Genomic DNA, 19,039 nt, shown 5'->3' with positions numbered 1-19,039 from the left:
ATCAAGCCCGACTTTTTGCATATTGCTTACTTTCACCGGCCATGGAATCATGGAGCATAGACAAGGTCCTTTGCCGACAGGGAAATTCATGAGCCAACGTACTCTGCACACGCTGTTCAAACCCGGGTCCATCGCCGTCATTGGCGCGTCCAATCGCGACAAGCGTGCGGGCAATGTGGTAATGAAAAACCTGCTCTCGGGGGGCTTTGCCGGGCCAATTATGCCGGTAACGCCCAAGTATAACGCGGTTATGGGCGTGCTGGCCTATCCCAATATTGAGTCTTTGCCGATCAAACCTGACCTGGCCATCATCTGTACCCGCGCCTCCAGCGTACCGGCGATAGTGGAAACCCTGGCACAATTTGGCTGCAAAGTGGCGATCATCATGGCCTCCGGTATGGCCGATGAATTAAACGAACAAGGCGAAAACCTGCTTGAACTGACTCAAGCCAACGCCAGACGTTACGGCATGCGGATCCTCGGCCCCAACAGTTTGGGGATGATGTTGCCGCCCCAGGGACTCAATGCCAGCCTGGCCCATGCCGGTGCCCTGCCCGGCAAAATAGCCTTTGTATCCCAGTCTGCAGCCATCTGCACCACAGTACTCGACTGGGCCAACAACAAAGGGATCGGCTTCTCCTCATTTATTTCCCTCGGTGATGCCACAGACATAGACTTCGATGAGCTGCTGGATTTTCTCGGCCGCGATTCCCGCACCAGCGCCATCATGCTTTATATAGATTCGGTCAATGAGAAGCGCCACTTCCTGTCGGCAGCCAGAGCCGCGGCCCGGCATAAACCTATTTTGGTGATCAAATCTGGCCGCAGCGCCGAGGGTGGCAATGCCGCCAAACTGCACACAGGTGGCATTGCCGGTAATGATGCCGTATATGAGGCCGCCTTTCGCCGCGCCGGTATGCTGCGGGTCACCGACTTGGTTGAGCTATTTGCAGCGCTCGAGAGTCTGGCTCACCTCAACCCGCTCAATGGCGAGCGCCTGTGTATTTTATCAAATGGCGGCGGTCCCGCCGTGCTGGCGGTGGATGAATTGGTGCTCAAGGGTGGCAAGCTAGCACTGTTGTCCGACACCACTGTGGAGAAACTCTCGCAGCTGTTGCCCTCTACCTGGTCCGGGCAAAACCCAGTGGACATCATAGGTGATGCCGGCGCCGAGCGTTACAGCCAGGCGCTGTCGGTATTAATGGACAGTGATGAGCTGGACGCCATCCTGGTATTGCACTCCCCTTCGGCCCTTGGCGAAAGCGTCACCATAGCCGATGCCTTGATTGACACCATCAAACAGCACCCGAAACGTAACCGGGTGAGCATCTTAACCAACTGGAGCGGTGAAGATGCCGCTTACCGGGCTCGAAAACACTTTTCCAAGGCGGGGATCCCAACTTACCGCACACCCGAGGGCGCCGTGCGCGCCTTTATGCATATGGTTGAGTATCGCCGTAACCAAAAACTGCTGCAGGAAGTGCCGCAATCTATACCTGACACTATCCCAACAGACAGCACTACCGCCAGAAGTCTGTTGCAGCAAGCCATAGCCAAGGGCAAACGGGTGCTGGAAACCCATGATGCCCGCAACATACTCAACGCCTATGGCTTGGATACCATAGATACCTGGTTTGCCAGGGATGCGGCCGAAGCCGTGGCCATTGCCGAGAAGGCAGGTTATCCAGTGGCATTGAAAGTGCAATCACCGGATATTTTGCATAAATCGGACGTTCACGGGGTAATGCTGAATCTGACATCGGCTAACGAGGTCAATCAGGCCGCAGCGGCCATAGTCGAACGGGTGCACGCCTCCAACCCTGCAGCCTCGGTGGAAGGCATGATAGTGCAAAAGATGGCGCTGACCGCCGGCGCACAGGAGCTCAGAGTCGCGGTAATCAACGACCCAGTGTTCGGCCCAGCCATCATGCTAGGTGAAGGCGGCTCCGAGTGGGAACCCACCCGGGATGCGGCCGTCGCCTTGCCGCCACTGAATATGGCACTGGCACGTTATATGGTGATCCAGGCGCTCAAGACTCAAAAGATCCGCGATCGTCACTTACCCCAAGGCTTGGATATGCGAGCCTTGTGCCTGATGTTGACCCAGATTTCGCAGCTCATTATCGATTGCCCCGAAATCGAGAGCCTGGATCTTAATCCTGTATTGGCTGCGGGCGAGAAAATTACCCTCTTGGATGTCAATCTGCGCCTGAACCCGGAAGTTACGGATAACGCCGGGCGACTGGCGATTCAACCCTACCCCAAAGAGCTGGAAGAAAAAGCCAAACTGCGTAACGGCCTTGAGGTGATGTTGCGGCCGATACTGCCGGAAGATGAACCCAAGCATCTGGACTTTGACAACTCGCTGACAGATGAAGACAGATACAAGCGCTATTTCGGGGTGCGCTCGCGTATGACCCACGAAGAAATGGCGGTACTGACCCAAATAGATTACGCCCGTGAGATGGCGTTTATCGCCACCATAAGAGATGAAAATGGCGAAGAGGAAACCTTGGGTGCAGTGCGAGCCTCTATCGATCCGGATAACACAGAAGCGGAATTTGCCATGGCGGTTCGCAGTTCCCATCAGGGGATCGGCATAGGTAAGTTATTGCTGGAGAAGCTGATTAACTACTACCGCACCACGGGCACCCAGGTGTTAACCGGTTTCACCATGTTCGAGAACCGCAATATGGCCAGTCTTGCCAAGAGTCTTGGCTTTACTGTCACCTTTGATATGGAAGAACACCTGATCAAGATGCACATGGAACTGGCGGGCAAGGACACATAAGCACCTCCCTATTGGAGGTGAACAATCGCACCTCAAAACCAAGAACCCGGCCAATGCCGGGTTCTTTTGATAATTTGAGCGACTCGCTCAACGGCGACAAAGGGCAATCAAGTCCAACTCAGGCCGGTAAACCTTGCTGCTGACATCGAAGAGCCCCAACAGCGTATCGAACAGGTTGTCGTGGGAAACACTCTTGGCGGCGGCTTCCTTTGCCAGGCAGTCATCATTCAACCCAAGTTGCTGCTTGAATTGCTTGGAAAACCAAGCCATCCAAGGCACCCTGGTTTGTTCACTCGGCGCTATGGCATAGGGTGATCCATGCAGGTACATGCCCTTTTCGCCCAGGGACTCACCGTGATCGGACAGATACATCATTGCCGTATCATAATCGCCACTGCGTCCCTTTAGCTGCTCGACCACCTGAGAGACGATATAGTCGGTATACAGAATCGTGTTGTCATAGGTATTGGTGAGCTGCTCGCGGCTGCAGTTTTGAATGTCACTGCGCTGGCAATCCGGGGTAAAACGGCGATATTGTTCCGGATAGCGCAGATAATAGGTAGGTCCGTGACTGCCGATGATATGCAACACTATCAGGCGATCCTGGCCATTGTTTGGCTGCGACAAGGCTTGTTTGAGCTCATCAAGCAGCACCTGATCCTGACAAAACTGGCCATCACACAGCTTGGGGTCGGCGTTCAGTGCTATCAGCTTGTTTTCCACCCTGTCACACACTCCTTTGCAGCCACTGTCGTTATCAAACCACTGCACTTTCACACCGGCGTGGTTGAGCACATCCACAGCGGTATCCTGAGCCTTGGCGGCGCGGGAGTCATAATCTTCCCGGCTCATTCGGGAAAACATACAGGGTAAAGAAACTGCCGTGGCCGTGCCACAAGAGCTGACATCGCTGAAGATCAGCGGTGAAATCGCCTTGGTGTAGACATTGGTTGGCCTGTCATAGCCATAGTATTGGTAATTTTGCGCCCTGGCGGTTTCACCGACCACCAGCACCATCAGTCTGGGTTTAGTTTCACCGGCTGGTTTTACCTGCTTGGCATCTGTACCCAACTTTTGATATTCGAGCGGCTTTTGCAGGTAGTGCTGATTGATGTATTTGGCCGCCGAGCCGACAAAATAGGTGGGCACAATGTAACGTTTGATTTCATCATTATTGCGACCAAAAGCCAGATAATTCTGCATATAGAAAAAGGCAATTACCACTATGATGAGGACGTTCGCTATGATGTACAGCGCCTTGTACGCCAGCTCCTTGCCCATGGGCTTATAGGCGATCTGGGTACGATACAAGAGCGCTGCCGGCAGCACCCCGGTCAACAGCAGATTTAACATTGATGCCCAGTTCACATAGGTCAAGGCTTCGGCGCTGTTGGTCTGAAAGGTATTCTCTATCATGCCGGTATCGAATACTACGCCATATTTGAACGCGGCAAAAAATACCCCCGATGAACACAGCAACAGCACAATAAAAAACGGTTTGAGAATATATTTAAAGCTGAACAGGGAAAACAGTATCCCCAAAGCCGAGATCAAGAAGATGGGAATGGTAGCCACAAACAAAGGAGCCACATGCGCTTGGTTCTCGAGCCCCTGTTTGACTATGGTAAAAAAAGGCACATTGAACACGGCCACAAAATACAGTGCCAGTACAAAGGTCAGGCGATTGACAGAGATGGGATTCAACACACTCATTCCTAAATGACGGTTAAAATTGATGCAAGGCTCAGCAATTTCAACTTATGGTTAACTAAATGTTAATATAACAATTTTATCTTAAGGTTCCCTTATCGGTTCCGACATCGCTCATGGGGCCGAATTAAGCTTTCAGACTCTGTGCCAATGGGAAAGTTCGCGATGCACCATACGCTAAAACTGCGGTATAAAAGGTTAAAAGAGTCGTTTGATAACTCAAGAGCCGTTTTGCATGCAAATGTCCCGCAATTGTAAGTTGGAGGCGCATTAAGCTTGGCAAACCGGAAGTCGCCAAAATGTCTCTGAGAGTAAATTACGGCAAGTTTTATTGTGCTCTTCCATGTTCCGGAGAAAAAGAAAGCGCCTTTTAAAGGCGCTTTGAGGTTTTATATCAGGGTAAACAATCGCAATTAGAATTCGCTGTTGAGCCGATTGAAGAACCCAAGCAGTTGCTCCAGCTCAGCGTCACTGAATTTCGCGGTCATCTCTCGGGTTAACTGCAAATGCAGGGCATCATGCTCTTTAAACATCTGCTCGCCCTTTTCGGTTAAGGATACCTGGATGGCGCGCCGGTCATTTTCCAGCGGCTGACGTTCGGCCAGGCCCGCCTTAACCAAACGTTCAACCTGCACGGTCAGGGTTCCTGTGGTAATACCGAGCTTTTCCGCCAGTTCCTTCATCTTCATAGGGCCGTGAGCCCCCAGGATCTCCACTGTATGGATCTGCGCCAGTGAAGCGCCTTGGTCTCTGACTACGCTCTGCTCCCATGAGGACAGACGCTCATAAAACTCTATGATGGCGTGGTTGATTGACTGTTGCAGCGAATCCTGCCGCTGTTGCTGTTTCATCTATTCTTGCACCTCAATGATGATGGTGATGATGTCCTGTCTGTGTGTGGCTCGCTTGCTCACATTCTTTGGCTCTCGGCATCGCCGCTTTATCGCAGTCGGCACATTGATTGACTTCAATGGTCAGATGATCTATGCGACTGAAATCCGCCAGCAACTCATGATAATAGTCGGTACTGTGGGGAGCGTGGCTCACCAAAGAGATCATGGCTGCGTGATGATCGGCGCTGACCGGCCACACATGAATATCGGTTACCTTGTGGTCTTTTTCGGCTTCTATCCGTTCCACCAGCTTACGACTGAACTCGGCTTCAACACCTGCGTCAAGCAAAATGGGGCTGGTTTGGCTGATAAGTCCCCAAGCCCAGCGACTGATGATAACAGCTCCGACAATGCCCATCACGGGATCCAGCCAATTCAATCCGAAATATTTACCGGCCAACAGCGCGCCAATTGCCAACAAGGAGGTCAAGGCATCGGCCAATACATGGAAATAGGCTGCGCGCAGATTATGATCTTTGTGTCCGTGGGAATCCCCATGGTTGTGGTCATGTCCGTGCTTGTGGCTATCTGCCTGGCTATGGCTATGTGCATGGTTATGCCCATGACTGTGGCTGTGGCCATGATCGTGACCGTGATGATCCTTGAGCAGAAATACACTGACGATGTTGACGGTTAAACCTATGATGGCCACCAGAATCGCCTGGTCAAAATGAATATCTTCCGGATACAGGAGTCTGGAGCCGGACTCTATCAGCATCAACAGTGCCACCAAACCGAGTGCAATCGCACTGGTAAAACCACCGAGTACGCTGACTTTGCCGGTACCAAAGGCAAATCTCGGGTTGTTGGCATGTTTCCTGGCGTAAGAGTAAGCAAACAATGTCAGCATAAATGCAGCGGCATGAGTTCCCATATGCCAACCATCGGCCAACAACGCCATGGAGCCGTATATAGTACCGGCAACAATCTCGGCCACCATGGTGACCACAGTCAGCAAGAGCACCCACTTGGTACTCTTCTCTCCCTGTTCGTTATGGTGGGTAAAATTATGCTTATGCTGCCAGCGCGTGATGGTGTGAAACTCTGAACTCATAGTTAGCCTGCTGTTATACTTTGATATTCAAACTATTTGATTGACGAAATATCTCTTTTTCCTGACACAATTTCAAGCATTGCGACTGAAAAAAATCACAAGTGTGACCATGGGATTAACAAACTTCATCCTAAAGTCGGGGGATTATGTCTTATTTGTGTCACCTTTCAGTTATCTGGCTGTCATATGGCGTCATTAGTCTTTGCGTCGCATTTGCAATTCCTATAACGAGATAGAAGATCACGGAGTGAAATCTTATGAGCAAGGCGACTTTCGATCCGACGCGTTATAACAAGAGTCAGAACGAACCTTTTGCCCAGGTACTGGATAAACACCTTTCCCGGCGCAATTTTGTAAAAAGTGGCTTGGGCGTCAGTGCCCTGACTGCATTCGGCGGCTTCGGCCTTGCCGGCTGTGGTTCCGACAACAATAACACCTCTGGCACACCGGATCCTGTGCCCCCTACTCCGGTTCCTCCCAGCCAATCCAGTGTTACACTCGGTTTTGAGTCGGTAGCCGGTTCTCGCCTTGATGCAGTGGTTATCCCTGAAGGTTACCGGGCTCAGGTCCTGGCTCCCTGGGGGACTCCGCTGAACAGTAAAGCGGCCGATTGGAAGGCTGATGGCAGTAATACCGCTCAGGATCAGGCCAACTCTGTGGGTCAAAACCACGACGGCATGCATTTCTTCCCGCTTAATGAAGCCGGAACCGATGGCCTCTTGTGTATCAACCATGAATACATTGAACAAGATGCCCTGCACCCCAACGGCCCGACTATGGATGCCGATACCGGCCTGAGAACCCTGGTCGATGAAGTCCGTAAAGAGATCAATGCTCACGGCATGACTGTGGTACGCATCAAGCTTAACGACGGCAGCTGGGAAGTAGTCAAGGACGACAAACACAATCGCCGCTTCACCGGTGCTTCCACCATGGATCTCAGCGGCCCGGTAGCCTACACAGACAAAGTCGTAACCGCCTTCTCGCCTGATGGCAGCCAGACCCGCGGCACCCTGAACAACTGTGGTAACGGTTATACCCCTTGGGGGACTTACCTCACCTGCGAAGAGAACTGGCCCGGCTACTTCGTCAATAAGGGCGAGATGACTCAAGCCCAAAGCCGTATCGGTGTCAGCAGCAGTTCTACCCGCTATGGCTGGGCCGATCTGGCCGGTCATGCCGAAGAGCGACTGGATGAATTTGCCCGTTTCGATGTCACCCCCAAGGCCAGCGATGCCATGTATGACTATCGCAATGAAGATAACGGCTATGGCTATATCGTCGAAGTCGATCCCTACAATCCCAACTCCCGCGCAGTCAAACGCACAGCCCTGGGGCGTTTCCGTCATGAAGGCTGCGCCTACGGCAAGCTGACCGAAGGCAAACCACTGGTATTCTATTCGGGCCATGACTCGCGCTTCGAATATCTGTACAAGTTTGTTTCGGCGGCGCTTTGGGATCCCAAGGATGCAGACAGCAGCAACCGCCTGGCAACCGGTGCCAAGTACATGGATGAAGGTACCCTGTATGTGGCCAAGTTTAACGAAGGTGGCGTAGGTGAATGGTTGCCGCTGACCATGGATGCCATGACAAAGGACGGCAAGACCCTGGCCGATACATTTGCCAGCCAGGCAGATATCATCATCAATACCGCCGGCGCCGCCGATTTGGTTGGCGCGACACCAATGGACAGACCCGAGTGGTGTGTTGTGGATCCTTTCACCGGCAGTGTCTATCTGACCCTGACCAACAACTCCAAGCGGACTGAAGCCAACGCCGCCAACCCAAGGCTTAAAAACAACTTTGGCCATATCATCCGCTGGGATGAAGGTGCCAGTGATACCGAGTTTAGCTGGGATATCTTCCTGTTCGGTTCTCCGGCCGACGGTGACGACGCCACCAACCTCTCCGGCCTGACTGAACTTAACCAGTTGGCCAGCCCGGACGGCCTGGCGTTCGATGCCCGCGGTATTCTGTGGATCCAGACAGATAATGGCGCCAAAGAGGTGACTGAGCACACCAACGACCAGATGCTGGCAATAGTGCCATCCAAGATGGTCGATGGCGACGGCAAGCCTCTGACAGTTACCGCCGACAATCAAACCGAGCTGAAGCGCTTCTTCGTCGGCCCCAATGGTTGTGAAGTCACAGGTTTTGCTATCTCGCCGGACTACACTTCGGTATTTGCCAATATCCAGCACCCGGGGAATTGGCCGGTATCGGCCAATGCCGCCGAGGAAACCCCCATCGGCACCAGCATACGTCCGAGGGCAGCGACCGTGGTACTGCGTAAAGTCGATGGTGGTGAAGTCGGCATTTAAATAAACAGCTGTGTTTAAACGAACAGCCGGTTCACACGAACCGGCCTGAACTGACAACGCCCGCCAGACTGAACCTGGTGGGCGTTTTGCCTCTCGATAACTTGAATTAAGAGCAAGCACATAGCTGGTACTATTTTGATTTGTATAGCAATACAAAATTATTTATGATTTTTTTGAAAATAAATAACCCTTTCTCAGAAGCTGGCCGTTTAACTCTACAGAAGCGCAATCATACACAGCGCCAATCCAATAATTGATTTCAGCCCATAGCGGGCCCATAAGGAGAAAACCTATGCTTAAGTCCGGCAAACTGAAACTGGCACTTATCGCTTCCGCTTTGTTATCTGCCCAGGTTTTGGCAGTCAGCCCGCCGCATCCACAGGGATACAATCAGAACATGATTACTGCAAACCAATTTGATGCCAACAGCTATCAGCCGCAGGATAGCAGCAAGATGTTCCCCGCCCCCAAAGAAGGCATGGTGCAACACATACTGACCCTGCCCCAATTGGAAAACGAAGACGACTACATGGTTGAAATTCAGGTGGGCCAAACCCAGATGGTCGACTGCAACAAGCACGGCCTGATGGGCGAGCTGAAGCAGATGGATCTCAAAGGTTGGGGTTACACCTATTGGGAGTTGGATGAAATTGGCCCGGGACGCTCGACCATGATGGCCTGCTTCGATAAGGCCAAGCATGAAGAGTTTGTTCGCATTCCGGGTGAATACAAGCTGAGATATAACAGCAAGTTGCCTATGGTTATCTATCTGCCTAAAGATGCCGAGCTGCGCTACCGGGTGTGGCGGGCCGAAACAGTGTTCAATTATTCCAAGTAACACAGTGCCTTAAGCCTTCTGGCTGCTCAAATAGAGCTGCAACAAACCTTTTCCCGGCCGGTTGCAGCTTTTTTGCTTTATTCTCGATTGCAGAACCTTATAATCGCTGCAGTTTTCCTTTAGAGCCTTTTTTCGGATGAAACTCAGCTTTGTACTCGTCTCCCCTGCTCGCGCCGCCAATGTTGGCGCTGCTGCCCGCGCAATCAAGACCCAAGGGTTCAATGAACTCATTGTGGTGAATTCGCAAGCTCACCGGGAAGAGGAAGCGGCCTGGGTCGCCTGCGGCGCCGAGGACATACTGGACAACATCCGTGAAGTGGCCAGCCTGGATGAGCTCAGAGAAGAGTTTGAGCTTATGGTGGCCACCACAGCAAGAGAGCGCGGCAGCCCACGACACTATTTAAGCCCGGCAGAACTCGGCGAACAACTGAGTCATCAGCAGGAACAAGTGAAGCGCACCGCCATCGTCTTTGGCTGTGAGGCCAGCGGCCTGAGTAACGCCGACTTGGCAATTTGTGACTTGCTCAGCTACGTACCACTGGCCACCGAATACCCTTCCCTCAATCTGGCGCAAGCCGTGATGGTCTATTCCTACGCTCTGGGTCAGGCTTTGGCTTGTGCCGATGGCAGCCTGGGGCTAAAAAGTGCTCAATCGCCGTTGGCACAACTCAGCGCCCTCAAACAAAAAGCCACCACTCTGCTGGAGCGAGTCGATGCCGCCGATGATGCCAAGTTAAGCCTGTGGTTGAATGAGAGCCTCTCTCGCCTCAGTGACAGAGACGCCAAAATGGCCCACCAACTGCTGGGCGATATACTCAAGAAACTCGACTGAAGTTACTGTGTTCCCTGGGTTAACTCTTTGCCGGTGCGCCGCCACGCAGGGCGCGGTATAGGGCTATCATAGCCAGCAACTTATCGCGTTTTGACTCGCTCAACGAAAGCTCGGCGCTGAAGCGTTGGCGCTGGGCATCCATCAAATCGAGTGAAGTAGCAACACCGTTCTTGTATCTGAGCCGCGCCAAGCGCACATACTCAGAGGAAGCATCGAGCAAGCGTTGCTGCTCTATCAGAGCCTGCTGCGTTCTCTGATAATCATTCATCGCATTGCGTACTTCCATATAGGCGTTCAATACCGTGCTACGATAAGCAAGCATTGCCTGTACCTGCGCCTCGTTGGCTATCTCATATTCGGCGCTTATCTTGCCGGCATTGAAAATTGGCGCCGTGATCCCACCGAGCAGCGACCAGGTGAGCCCCTTTGAGCTGAAAAGGTTATCCAGGTTATTGGATTCGCGACCATATTCGGCAGTAATGGTAAACCCGGGGAAGAAGGCACTCTTGGCTACCCCGACCCCGGCCGTGGCTGCTACCAGAGCCAGCTCGCTGGCGCGTACATCCGGGCGGCGCGACAGTAGCTGTGAAGGCACCCCAACCGCCAGAGATTCGGGAAATTCACTGCTCACCAGTTTGGGAAGCTCCGGCAGGGGGTGATCGTAAGCCCCCAGTAAGATAAGCAACTGATTACGTTTGGCCTTGCTGTCATATTCGAGCTGAGGCAAGGTCACCATGGCGGTTTGATATTCCACTTCCGCCTGGTGTACATCGAGACCCGAGATCATCCCGTTGGCCCGCCTGAGCTTAGCCAGCTGCAGTTCCTTGGCGCGGATCTGAGCCGTTTCCCGGGAGATCTTAAGTCTTTGCTCTATATCGGTCAGCTCGTAAAAGGCGGTGGCGATATCACTGATAAGGCTGATTTTGGATGCCTCAAGCAGCTCTGCCTGCGACAGAGTATTGGCCAGTGCCGCCTCACTGGCCCGGCGGTTGGCACCCCAGATATCCAGCTCCCATGAAGCAACCCCGTTAAGACCCAAGGCCGTCTTGGCACTGGGATCTTTATTGGTAATGGCGCTGCTGAGTGACCGTTTGGCTTCAAACTCCAGCCCAAGCTCGGGCCACAGGGCCGCATCGACCACCCGCCCTTCGGCTCTGGCGGCTCGCAGCCTGCTCTGCATCATCGCCAGGTCGATATTGTTTCCCAGCGCCTGACGAATAAGCGCCTGCAGTTCGGGATTGAGGAAAAACGTCTGCCATTCATCCTTAACGGCTTCATTGGACTCTACTTGCGGCAGCGTCTTATCAAACTGCGCCGGCATGTTGAGCTCGGGGCGCTGATAATCCGGCCCCAGAGTGCAGCCCCAAAGGCCCGAGGAAAGTATCAAAGCGACTAGCGCCGGTCTAGTGCGTTTGCAGCTGACAAGGCTCTTGTTCGGCTTCTCTTGGCTCATGGCTAATACTCGGGTCATCATAAGCCTTCCTCCGTTGCCGGCTTTTGGCTTGCCGAATCACCCTTAACCTTGGCGCGAACCCAACCGGCTGTGGTCACAAAGAACAGCGGCACCAGTATAATCCCTATGCTGGTCGCCAGCACCATGCCGCCAAGGATGGGAATAGATACCGAGTGACGACTGACTGAGCCGGGTCCGGCCGATAACACCAGTGGCAAGACACCGAGAATAAAGGCCATGGAGGTCATCAAAATCGGCCTGAAGCGCATCGCGGCGGCTTCCATTGCCGCCTCCAGTCTTGAACGGCCCTCCCGGTGCAGTTGATTGGCGAACTCGACAATCAAAATCGAGTTTTTGGCTGCCATCCCGATAAGGGCGATAAAGGCGACCTGGAAGAAGAGATTACTCTGCATACCACTGAGCAGTGTCGCCAAAGAGGCTCCCAGCATGGCGACCGGAGCAATAAGCAGCACGGCCACAGGAATGGTCCAACTCTCATACAGCGCCGCCAAAAACAGGAATACAAACACCAAAGCCAGTGTAATGGCGATACTGGTCTGGTTGGCCGAGCGTACTTCCTGGAAGGTAAGCCCGGTCCATTCGTACTTGAATTCGGGCGGCAACATGGGCTTGGCCACTCTGTTGATTGCTTTTATCACATCGCCTGAAGCATACCCGGCTGCCGGAGTGACGTTGATGGAAGCACTGGAGAACAGATTGTAGTGAGTCACAGCCGCCGGCCCCACAGTGTATTCATAGTCGGCCAGAACTCCGATAGGCACCATGACACCATGGGATGACCGGACATAATAATCTTTGATCTGCTGGGGGAACTGGCGATAACTGTCCTCGGCCTGAACCCTGACCTTATACACCCGGCCAAACAGATTGAAATCATTGACTACAGAGGAATCGGTAAAGGTCTTGATAGTGCTGTAAAGATCGGCCACATCCACCCCGATAGCCATCGCCTTGGCTTCGTTGACCGAGAGATACATCTGCGGAATGGAACCCTGCAGCGACATGGCCGCCGCTGCGACTTCCGGTTGTTGTTTGAGCTGCTCCACCAATTCGTTGCTGGTTTCCATCAGCCCCTTGAAATTGGTTCCCGAAGTATCCTGCAGCACCATCTCAACCCCGGAGCCGTTCCCCAAACCGGGCACGGCCGATGGCAGGTAGAGGTTGAACTCTGCCTGCAATACCTGGCTGAGTTCATGTTTCAGCTCTTTCATCACCTTCTGCACTGTGGCCTGGCTTTGCTCCCGCTCCGCCCAGGGCTTGAGGACCACTTCAAACTGGCCGTTGGCCTGATTCGAACCTGAGCGGCGGTTTTCACCGGCCAGGGTGAAGGACCAGGCTACCGCAGGATGGGCCAGCACATGGCGCTCGGCAATCTTGAGTACCTTTTGGGTGCGGTTGACCGTCGCTCCGGCCGGCAATGTCATATCAATAAAGAAACGCCCCTGGTCCTCATCCGGCATAAAGCTCGATGGCAAGTGGCTCATAATGTACCAAACCGCCACCACCATAGCGCCAAACACCAGGTAACTGCGCCGCGCATGTTTGTTGGCGATACCTACCAGGGATACGTATTTGTCGGTCAATTTGGAGAGGTGGTTGTTGAGCCAGAAGAAGAAACCGCTCTTGGCCGCATCGCCCGGACGCAACAACAAGGCGCAAAGTGCCGGACTAAGGGTCAATGCCACCACTGTCGAGATCAGCACGGCCACAGCAATGGCGACAGCAAATTCCCGATACATAATACCTGTGATACCGGCAAGGAAGGACACAGGAACAAACACGGCGCACAGCACCGAACTGGTCGCTATCAGGGCTCCGGATAACTCTTTCATGGCGCTGCGGGTTGCCGCCATTGGGCTCATGCCCTTTTCATTGATAAGTCGCTCGACGTTTTCCACCACCACAATGGCATCGTCAACCACAATACCAATGGCCAAAACCAGTGCCAGTAGGCTTACTGTATTGATGGTAAAACCGAAGGCCAGCATGGCGGCCAGCGTCCCTATCAAAGAGACAGGTACCGCGATCGCCGGGATAAGGGTCGCCCGCAGGTTCTGCAAAAACAGGTACACCACCAACACCACCAACACCAGGGCTTCGATCAGGGTCTGCACTACCTCATCGATAGACTCTTCGATAAACACAGAAGCATCGTAAAACACCTGCCAGTCCATACCGCTTGGGAACTTGGTCGCGAGTTCGGCCATGGTTTCCTTGACCTTACGGGTCACCTCAAGGGCATTGGCACCGGGCAGCAAATACACCTGCAAGATGGTGGCGTTTTCCCCATTGAGTTGTGATTGTAAGGTATAAGCCGAAGAACCCAGTTCTACCCTGGCAATGTCACGCAAGCGAATGAGCGAGCCGTCGGGATTGGCGCGAACTATGATTTCCTCAAATTCCCTGACACTGGACAGACGTCCGCTGGCGGTTATCGGCAAGGTCTGGCTCAAGGCGCTAGTGTTGGGTTGGGTACCCACGGTACCAGCCGGAGTTTCCTTGTTTTGTGCCTTGATGGCATCGATAACGTCTGTGGTAGTCAGGCTGTGACCGGCCAAGGCATCCGGGCGCAACCACACCCGCATGGCATAACTGCGAGCGCCTGTGTTACGAACCCGGCCAACGCCGGGGATCCTTCTCAGTGCCGATTCGATATTGATGGAGGCGTAGTTGGAGAGGTAAATCTCGTCAAAACGGGGATCTTTGGAGGTCAATGACAGCTTGAGCAGTTCCACCGAGGAATCCTTGGAGACTGACACCCCGGCGGTCTGTACATCGATAGGCAAGCTATCGATGGCTTGCTGAGTGGCATTCTGCACATCCACCGCCGCCAGATCCGGACTGGTGCCCACATCAAAGGTAATGGTGACATTGGTGCTGCCGGAATTAGTGCTCTTGGAACTCATATAGATCATATTGGGCACACCGTTGACCTGCTGCTCCAGCGGTGTTGCCACAGACTCGGCGGCTGTAGTGGAAGCTGCCCCCGGATAAGAGGCTGAGATACTCACCTGCGGCGGCGTGATATAGGGATATTGATCCACCGGCAGCTGGAACATGGCTATCAAGCCCAGGAGCACGATAACGATACTGATAACAGCCGAGAATACCGGCCGTCCGATAAAGAACTGAGCCATTTACTTACGCTCCTGTTCTTTTGATTGCTGCTCCAGCGCCTCTTTCTTTTCCTGCTCGTCGAGCCGCTTTTGATACTCTTTGGCATCCAGCGGCTCGGCCAGTTGGCCATGACGCACACGGTGCATGCCTTCGACTATCACACGTTCACCGGCGTTGAGACCGCTTTTAACCACCACGCCTTCCGGGCCCTGGTATTCAATCACGATAAAGCGCCGTTCAACCTTATTGTCCGGCATCACCACCATCACATAGACGCCGCCCTGATCTACCTGAGTCGAGCGCTGCGGGATCACTATGGCATTGTCTATCTCACTGAGTTTGATCCTGACATTGGTGTATTGACCCGGCAATAACTCCTTGTCCGGATTGGGCAGTACCGCCCTCACCTCAAAGGTACCTGTGCTGGAATTGACCTGGGGATCGGTAAAACTGACGTTACCCAAATAGCGATAATCACTGTTGTCCGGTAAGGTGATACGCACAAAGCCTTCAACCGCCTTGCCTTCAGTTTCCGCTTCCTGCTGTTGGTTGTAACTGGTCATTCGCCGTCTGGCATTGAGGTAATCCAGCGCCGACATATTGAAATTCACATAGATGGGATTCACCTGCTTCACCCGTGTCAGCAGCGATTGCCCCTGACTGCCGACCAAGGCGCCGATATCCACCTCAGAGCGGCTGACCAGACCTGCGATCGGCGCTCTTATCTCGGTATAACTGAGTTCCAGCAGCGCCTCTTCCAGCTCGGCGTGGCCGGCGGCCAGGGCCGACTTGGCCTGCGCCAACGCAGATAGGGCATTATCATAATCCAGCTGACTGGCGGCATCCTGCTCATAGAGGGGTTTCAGACGCTTCACATCCCGCTGCGCCTTTTCCAGTATCGCCTGCTGCGACTCGACGTTGGCCTTGAGTCGATTAACCACAGCGTTATAGGGCCTGTTATCTATCTTATACAAGATATCGCCGGCATTGACCGCGCTGCCCTCGGTAAAGAGCCGCTCCTCGACAAAGCCATCGACGCGGGCCCTGACCTCCACATCCAAAGAAGCCTTGGTGATACCGACATAATTACCGTAGACAGGCACAGTCGCCTGTTTGACCTCTTCCACCACCACCAGTTTGGGCGTGATGGCAACGGGTTCGGGGTCACAACCGAGCAATAAAAAGCCACTGACGATAAGCAGTGGCATAGAGAAAAGCGATGCATTTGAACCCTTTCGGGCGAAGACGGTCATTAGCGCAGCAAAGACAGAGGACATAGCAGCTTCCAGCGTTCAATGGGAGATCCTGATTGTTAAACACCCCGACGTTTGGCGACAGGTTGTTCATTTACCAGTGTAAGTCCTTGAAGCTGCGTGTCAATTCCCGACTATTATTAAGGGAAAGCTAATAACTTATTTGAGCCTCAGAGTTTCAACCTGAAAGGCGAACTGCTCTTTAAGTGATTGAATATGCTCGGGCTTATTTTTTATCAAGCGGCTACGTGTTGCCAGACTGCTGCTGATAAAGAGCTTAAACCAAGTATCAAGCGCTTCGGCGCAGCCCTCTTCACCCAGAGACTGCAGCGTTAAAATTGCCACTTCGGCTGTACCCATCTGAAAGTCGCGGCTACCCTTTCTGAGCTGATAGCGAGCCAAGGTTTCGGCGCTGAATGACAACATAGGTAATTGATGCAGGTAAGCACTCTTGCGAAACATCTTCACCGCCTCACGCCAACTGCCATCGAGCAAAATGAACAGCGGTCGCTTGCCTTGCTCCGGATCTCCCTGATTAGCGATCACCTCGCTCAAAGCCTCAGTCACCACCTCTTGCCCCGGTAAGGCATATTCCCCCGGAAACACCAGATAAGGCTGATAATCCGGGTTTTCCAGCAAGGCTAAGAGTTGAGGGTCCGGCTGAGTTCTCGACCAAAGAAAGGCATGGGTATCCGGAATGAGATCGGCTATCAAACGCCCGCTGTTGCTGGGTTTCAATACCTCGGCATCATACATAAGCAAAGCAAACGCCGCTTCGCAGGGCAGAAGGCGCCTGTGCTCACAGGTACAAAAGCTTTGCTCCAACAGGCAACGGCCACAGCGAACAAGATTCTTGCCCCTTGATGCATAAGGCTTGGTCGACAGCGACTGTCGGTATTCATACAGACGGTGTACCGCGTGAGGTTGAATTGACATGAATTTCCCGAATTACAATGACTTAATAACTCTAGTGTACGACTTTCTTACCGCCAGCCTTGATGCTTTGACTGCCGTACGTAAGAGCCGGCGCAGTTTACTGCTGCATCCATGTGGCAGCAAGTCATTTAACCTCACTCTTGCCAGGATAGCCGGCACTTGGTGCTTGTCCATAAGGCCGAATGAAAGAGCCGATGGAAAATAATCCATCATCAAGATTTGTAAACATATCATTCCAATATAGAGACTCAATACAGCAATGAAAGCCCTCTATAGGGCTACAATGGCGCTTTCAAAGGTAAACAACCCCAACTTTTGGGTTATATTCCACCCAAGCAGCGTAAAGATTAAGGTACACAAACTTATTCTATAGAAAATGTTATCAACAGCCTTAATTTTTTTCTTGTATAACAGCGACTTCTGTCATTGAAATTGCAAAATTGCCGAGTATGATAGCGCCCGTCTCGGGAGCTCCCGAGCAGGAAGGGGCAGATACTTATCTCAAGAGGCACTCGCCTTATCGGCATCTTCCCAAACGGTTCTTTAGTTATGGTTCTTTATCAAGGTTATGGGAGTATTACTGTGGTACCTGATGAGAATGTTTCCGGCGTATCCTTGAAGCCTTTATTAATCATGCTGGTGATGATGGTCGCCAGCGGCCAGATTGCCCAAACCATTTTTGTGCCGGCGCTGCCTATGATGGGTGAGCAATTCAGTGTCAGTGCCGGGCAACTGCAGGCGATTATGGGCACTTATCTCTTGGCCTATGGCCTACTGCAATTTGTTTATGGCCCGGTATCGGACAGATTCGGTCGCAAGCCGCTGCTGCTCATCGGTCTCAGTCTTTTCGTCATAGGTGCCATCATCGCCGCCTGCGCCGAGAGCTTTAATACCTTGCTGCTGGCCAGCGCCATTCAAGGCTGCGGCACCGCCAGTGCCGGTGCCCTTTGCCGCTCTATTCCAAGAGATTTCTTCTTCGGCGAAAAACTGGTGCGTTTCAACAGCTATGTGTCCATGGCCGTGGTGTTCTCGCCGCTGCTGGCTCCCTTTATTGGCGGAGTGTTGAGTGTGCATTATGGCTGGCATGCCGTGTATTGGTTCCTGGCTTTTTTCGGTGTCTGCGTGGTGATAACCCTGGCGCTGAGGTTCAAGGAATCCCTCCCCAAGGAGAAACGCCAGCCGCAGTCCATGCTCAAGTCCTATGCCTTGGTGCTGAAGCACAGAGCCTTTCGCGGTTATCTGCTGTCCTTGGTGGCTACCTTCGCCGGGATTGCCGCCTTTGAAGCCATCGCCGGTATACTCTATGGCCAGGTGCTGGCTATGAGCCCCATGATGGTCAGTTGTTATTTCGTGGCGCCTATTCCGGGTTATCTGTTGGGAGCCTGGTATGCCGGCAGACAGGCATCACTGCATAAACTGTTTCACCACGGTGTAGCCCTGCTGGGTGCCGGAGCACTGTTTTTACTGCTGCCCGGCCTGTCAACTTTGGTGATAGGTTGGAGTCTACTGATTGGCTCAGTGCTCTTCTTTACCGGGGCCGGCATATTGTTTCCGGCGCTGACATCGGCGGCGCTTGAACCCTTCCCTCGTCAAGCCGGGGTTGCCGGCGCCCTGCTCGGTGGCTTGCAGAACTTTGCCGCCGGTCTTGCGGCCATGTTGATGTCGCTGGTGCCCATGATGGGGCAACTCAGCATTGGGCTTTTGACTTCGTCCATGGTGGTGCTGGTGGTGTTGGCACTCAACTATGCCAGAACTCATCCGGATATCGATGTGCATACCGCCGGGGACCCGCTCTGATTTCCCTGTCAAACCATTAAGCA

The 19,039-nt window shown here is 53.1% G+C and carries 12 protein-coding genes; 5 read left to right on the top strand and 7 right to left on the bottom strand.

Annotation, left to right across the window (positions count from 1 at the left end; genetic code table 11):
- The first annotated feature begins 88 nt into the window (after positions 1-88).
- The gene (locus tag ACSHSR_RS10320; protein WP_096141749.1) at positions 89-2,791 is read left to right on the top strand and encodes a bifunctional acetate--CoA ligase family protein/GNAT family N-acetyltransferase; all 2,703 of its coding nucleotides are present in this window, start codon (positions 89-91) and stop codon (positions 2,789-2,791) included.
- Positions 2,792-2,878: 87 nt separating this feature from the next.
- On the opposite strand, the gene ACSHSR_RS10315 is transcribed toward ACSHSR_RS10320, so the two are convergent.
- From ACSHSR_RS10315 to dmeF, 3 genes are all read right to left on the bottom strand, one after another.
- Entirely contained in the window at positions 2,879-4,504 is a 1,626-nt protein-coding gene (locus ACSHSR_RS10315; RefSeq protein ID WP_479631475.1) for a phosphoethanolamine transferase, read from the bottom strand.
- A 410-nt stretch (positions 4,505-4,914) separates the two neighbouring features.
- Positions 4,915-5,352 carry a MarR family winged helix-turn-helix transcriptional regulator gene (locus tag ACSHSR_RS10310; RefSeq protein ID WP_025009721.1) on the bottom strand — a complete coding sequence of 146 codons (438 nt, stop codon included), beginning with the start codon at positions 5,350-5,352 and terminating at the stop codon, positions 4,915-4,917.
- 13 nt (positions 5,353-5,365) lie between these two features.
- Positions 5,366-6,448, bottom strand: a complete 1,083-nt coding sequence (dmeF, locus tag ACSHSR_RS10305) for a CDF family Co(II)/Ni(II) efflux transporter DmeF (RefSeq protein ID WP_479631474.1) — start codon at positions 6,446-6,448, stop codon at positions 5,366-5,368.
- Between the two features lie 257 nt (positions 6,449-6,705).
- Here dmeF and ACSHSR_RS10300 point away from each other — a divergent pair, with 257 nt between their 5' ends.
- The 3 genes from ACSHSR_RS10300 (at position 6,706) to ACSHSR_RS10290 (ending at position 10,439) form a co-directional block, all read left to right on the top strand.
- Positions 6,706-8,769 carry a PhoX family protein gene (locus tag ACSHSR_RS10300; RefSeq protein WP_071237664.1) on the top strand — a complete coding sequence of 688 codons (2,064 nt, stop codon included), beginning with the start codon at positions 6,706-6,708 and terminating at the stop codon, positions 8,767-8,769.
- A gap of 292 nt (positions 8,770-9,061) precedes the next feature.
- Entirely contained in the window at positions 9,062-9,607 is a 546-nt protein-coding gene (eco, locus tag ACSHSR_RS10295) for a serine protease inhibitor ecotin (protein ID WP_044734463.1), read from the top strand.
- 136 nt (positions 9,608-9,743) lie between these two features.
- Positions 9,744-10,439, top strand: a complete 696-nt coding sequence (locus tag ACSHSR_RS10290; protein WP_044734462.1) for a tRNA/rRNA methyltransferase — start codon at positions 9,744-9,746, stop codon at positions 10,437-10,439.
- A 19-nt stretch (positions 10,440-10,458) separates the two neighbouring features.
- On the opposite strand, the gene ACSHSR_RS10285 is transcribed toward ACSHSR_RS10290, so the two are convergent.
- From ACSHSR_RS10285 to ACSHSR_RS10270, 4 genes are all read right to left on the bottom strand, one after another.
- Entirely contained in the window at positions 10,459-11,913 is a 1,455-nt protein-coding gene (locus ACSHSR_RS10285; protein ID WP_144437592.1) for an efflux transporter outer membrane subunit, read from the bottom strand.
- Positions 11,910-15,050, bottom strand: coding sequence for an efflux RND transporter permease subunit (locus ACSHSR_RS10280; RefSeq protein WP_479631473.1), 3,141 nt, complete (start codon positions 15,048-15,050; stop codon positions 11,910-11,912). The genes ACSHSR_RS10285 and ACSHSR_RS10280 overlap by 4 nt, the downstream gene beginning before the upstream one ends.
- Entirely contained in the window at positions 15,051-16,307 is a 1,257-nt protein-coding gene (locus ACSHSR_RS10275) for an efflux RND transporter periplasmic adaptor subunit (RefSeq protein WP_392468590.1), read from the bottom strand.
- Between the two features lie 135 nt (positions 16,308-16,442).
- Entirely contained in the window at positions 16,443-17,219 is a 777-nt protein-coding gene (locus tag ACSHSR_RS10270) for a tRNA-uridine aminocarboxypropyltransferase (RefSeq protein ID WP_479631472.1), read from the bottom strand.
- Between the two features lie 549 nt (positions 17,220-17,768).
- Here ACSHSR_RS10270 and emrD point away from each other — a divergent pair.
- Positions 17,769-19,016 carry a multidrug efflux MFS transporter EmrD gene (gene emrD, locus ACSHSR_RS10265; RefSeq protein WP_208157734.1) on the top strand — a complete coding sequence of 416 codons (1,248 nt, stop codon included), beginning with the start codon at positions 17,769-17,771 and terminating at the stop codon, positions 19,014-19,016.
- The last annotated feature ends 23 nt before the right edge of the window (positions 19,017-19,039 follow it).

It is taken from the genome of Shewanella sp. VK101 (assembly GCF_056497865.1).
This window is presented reverse-complemented; position numbering and strand designations above follow the sequence as displayed.

What these genes read in the sequence shown, in the direction of transcription:
- ACSHSR_RS10320 (WP_096141749.1), top strand. Translation starts at nt 89, where the DNA reads ATGAGCCAACGTACTCTGCACACGCTGTTCAAACCCGGGTCCATCGCC.
- ACSHSR_RS10310 (WP_025009721.1), bottom strand. Translation starts at nt 5,352, where the DNA reads ATGAAACAGCAACAGCGGCAGGATTCGCTGCAACAGTCAATCAACCAC.
- ACSHSR_RS10290 (WP_044734462.1), top strand. Translation starts at nt 9,744, where the DNA reads ATGAAACTCAGCTTTGTACTCGTCTCCCCTGCTCGCGCCGCCAATGTT.
- ACSHSR_RS10300 (WP_071237664.1), top strand. Translation starts at nt 6,706, where the DNA reads ATGAGCAAGGCGACTTTCGATCCGACGCGTTATAACAAGAGTCAGAAC.
- ACSHSR_RS10280 (WP_479631473.1), bottom strand. Translation starts at nt 15,050, where the DNA reads ATGGCTCAGTTCTTTATCGGACGGCCGGTATTCTCGGCTGTTATCAGT.
- ACSHSR_RS10275 (WP_392468590.1), bottom strand. Translation starts at nt 16,307, where the DNA reads ATGTCCTCTGTCTTTGCTGCGCTAATGACCGTCTTCGCCCGAAAGGGT.
- dmeF (WP_479631474.1), bottom strand. Translation starts at nt 6,448, where the DNA reads ATGAGTTCAGAGTTTCACACCATCACGCGCTGGCAGCATAAGCATAAT.
- ACSHSR_RS10270 (WP_479631472.1), bottom strand. Translation starts at nt 17,219, where the DNA reads ATGTCAATTCAACCTCACGCGGTACACCGTCTGTATGAATACCGACAG.
- eco (WP_044734463.1), top strand. Translation starts at nt 9,062, where the DNA reads ATGCTTAAGTCCGGCAAACTGAAACTGGCACTTATCGCTTCCGCTTTG.
- emrD (WP_208157734.1), top strand. Translation starts at nt 17,769, where the DNA reads ATGGTTCTTTATCAAGGTTATGGGAGTATTACTGTGGTACCTGATGAG.
- ACSHSR_RS10285 (WP_144437592.1), bottom strand. Translation starts at nt 11,913, where the DNA reads ATGATGACCCGAGTATTAGCCATGAGCCAAGAGAAGCCGAACAAGAGC.
- ACSHSR_RS10315 (WP_479631475.1), bottom strand. Translation starts at nt 4,504, where the DNA reads ATGAGTGTGTTGAATCCCATCTCTGTCAATCGCCTGACCTTTGTACTG.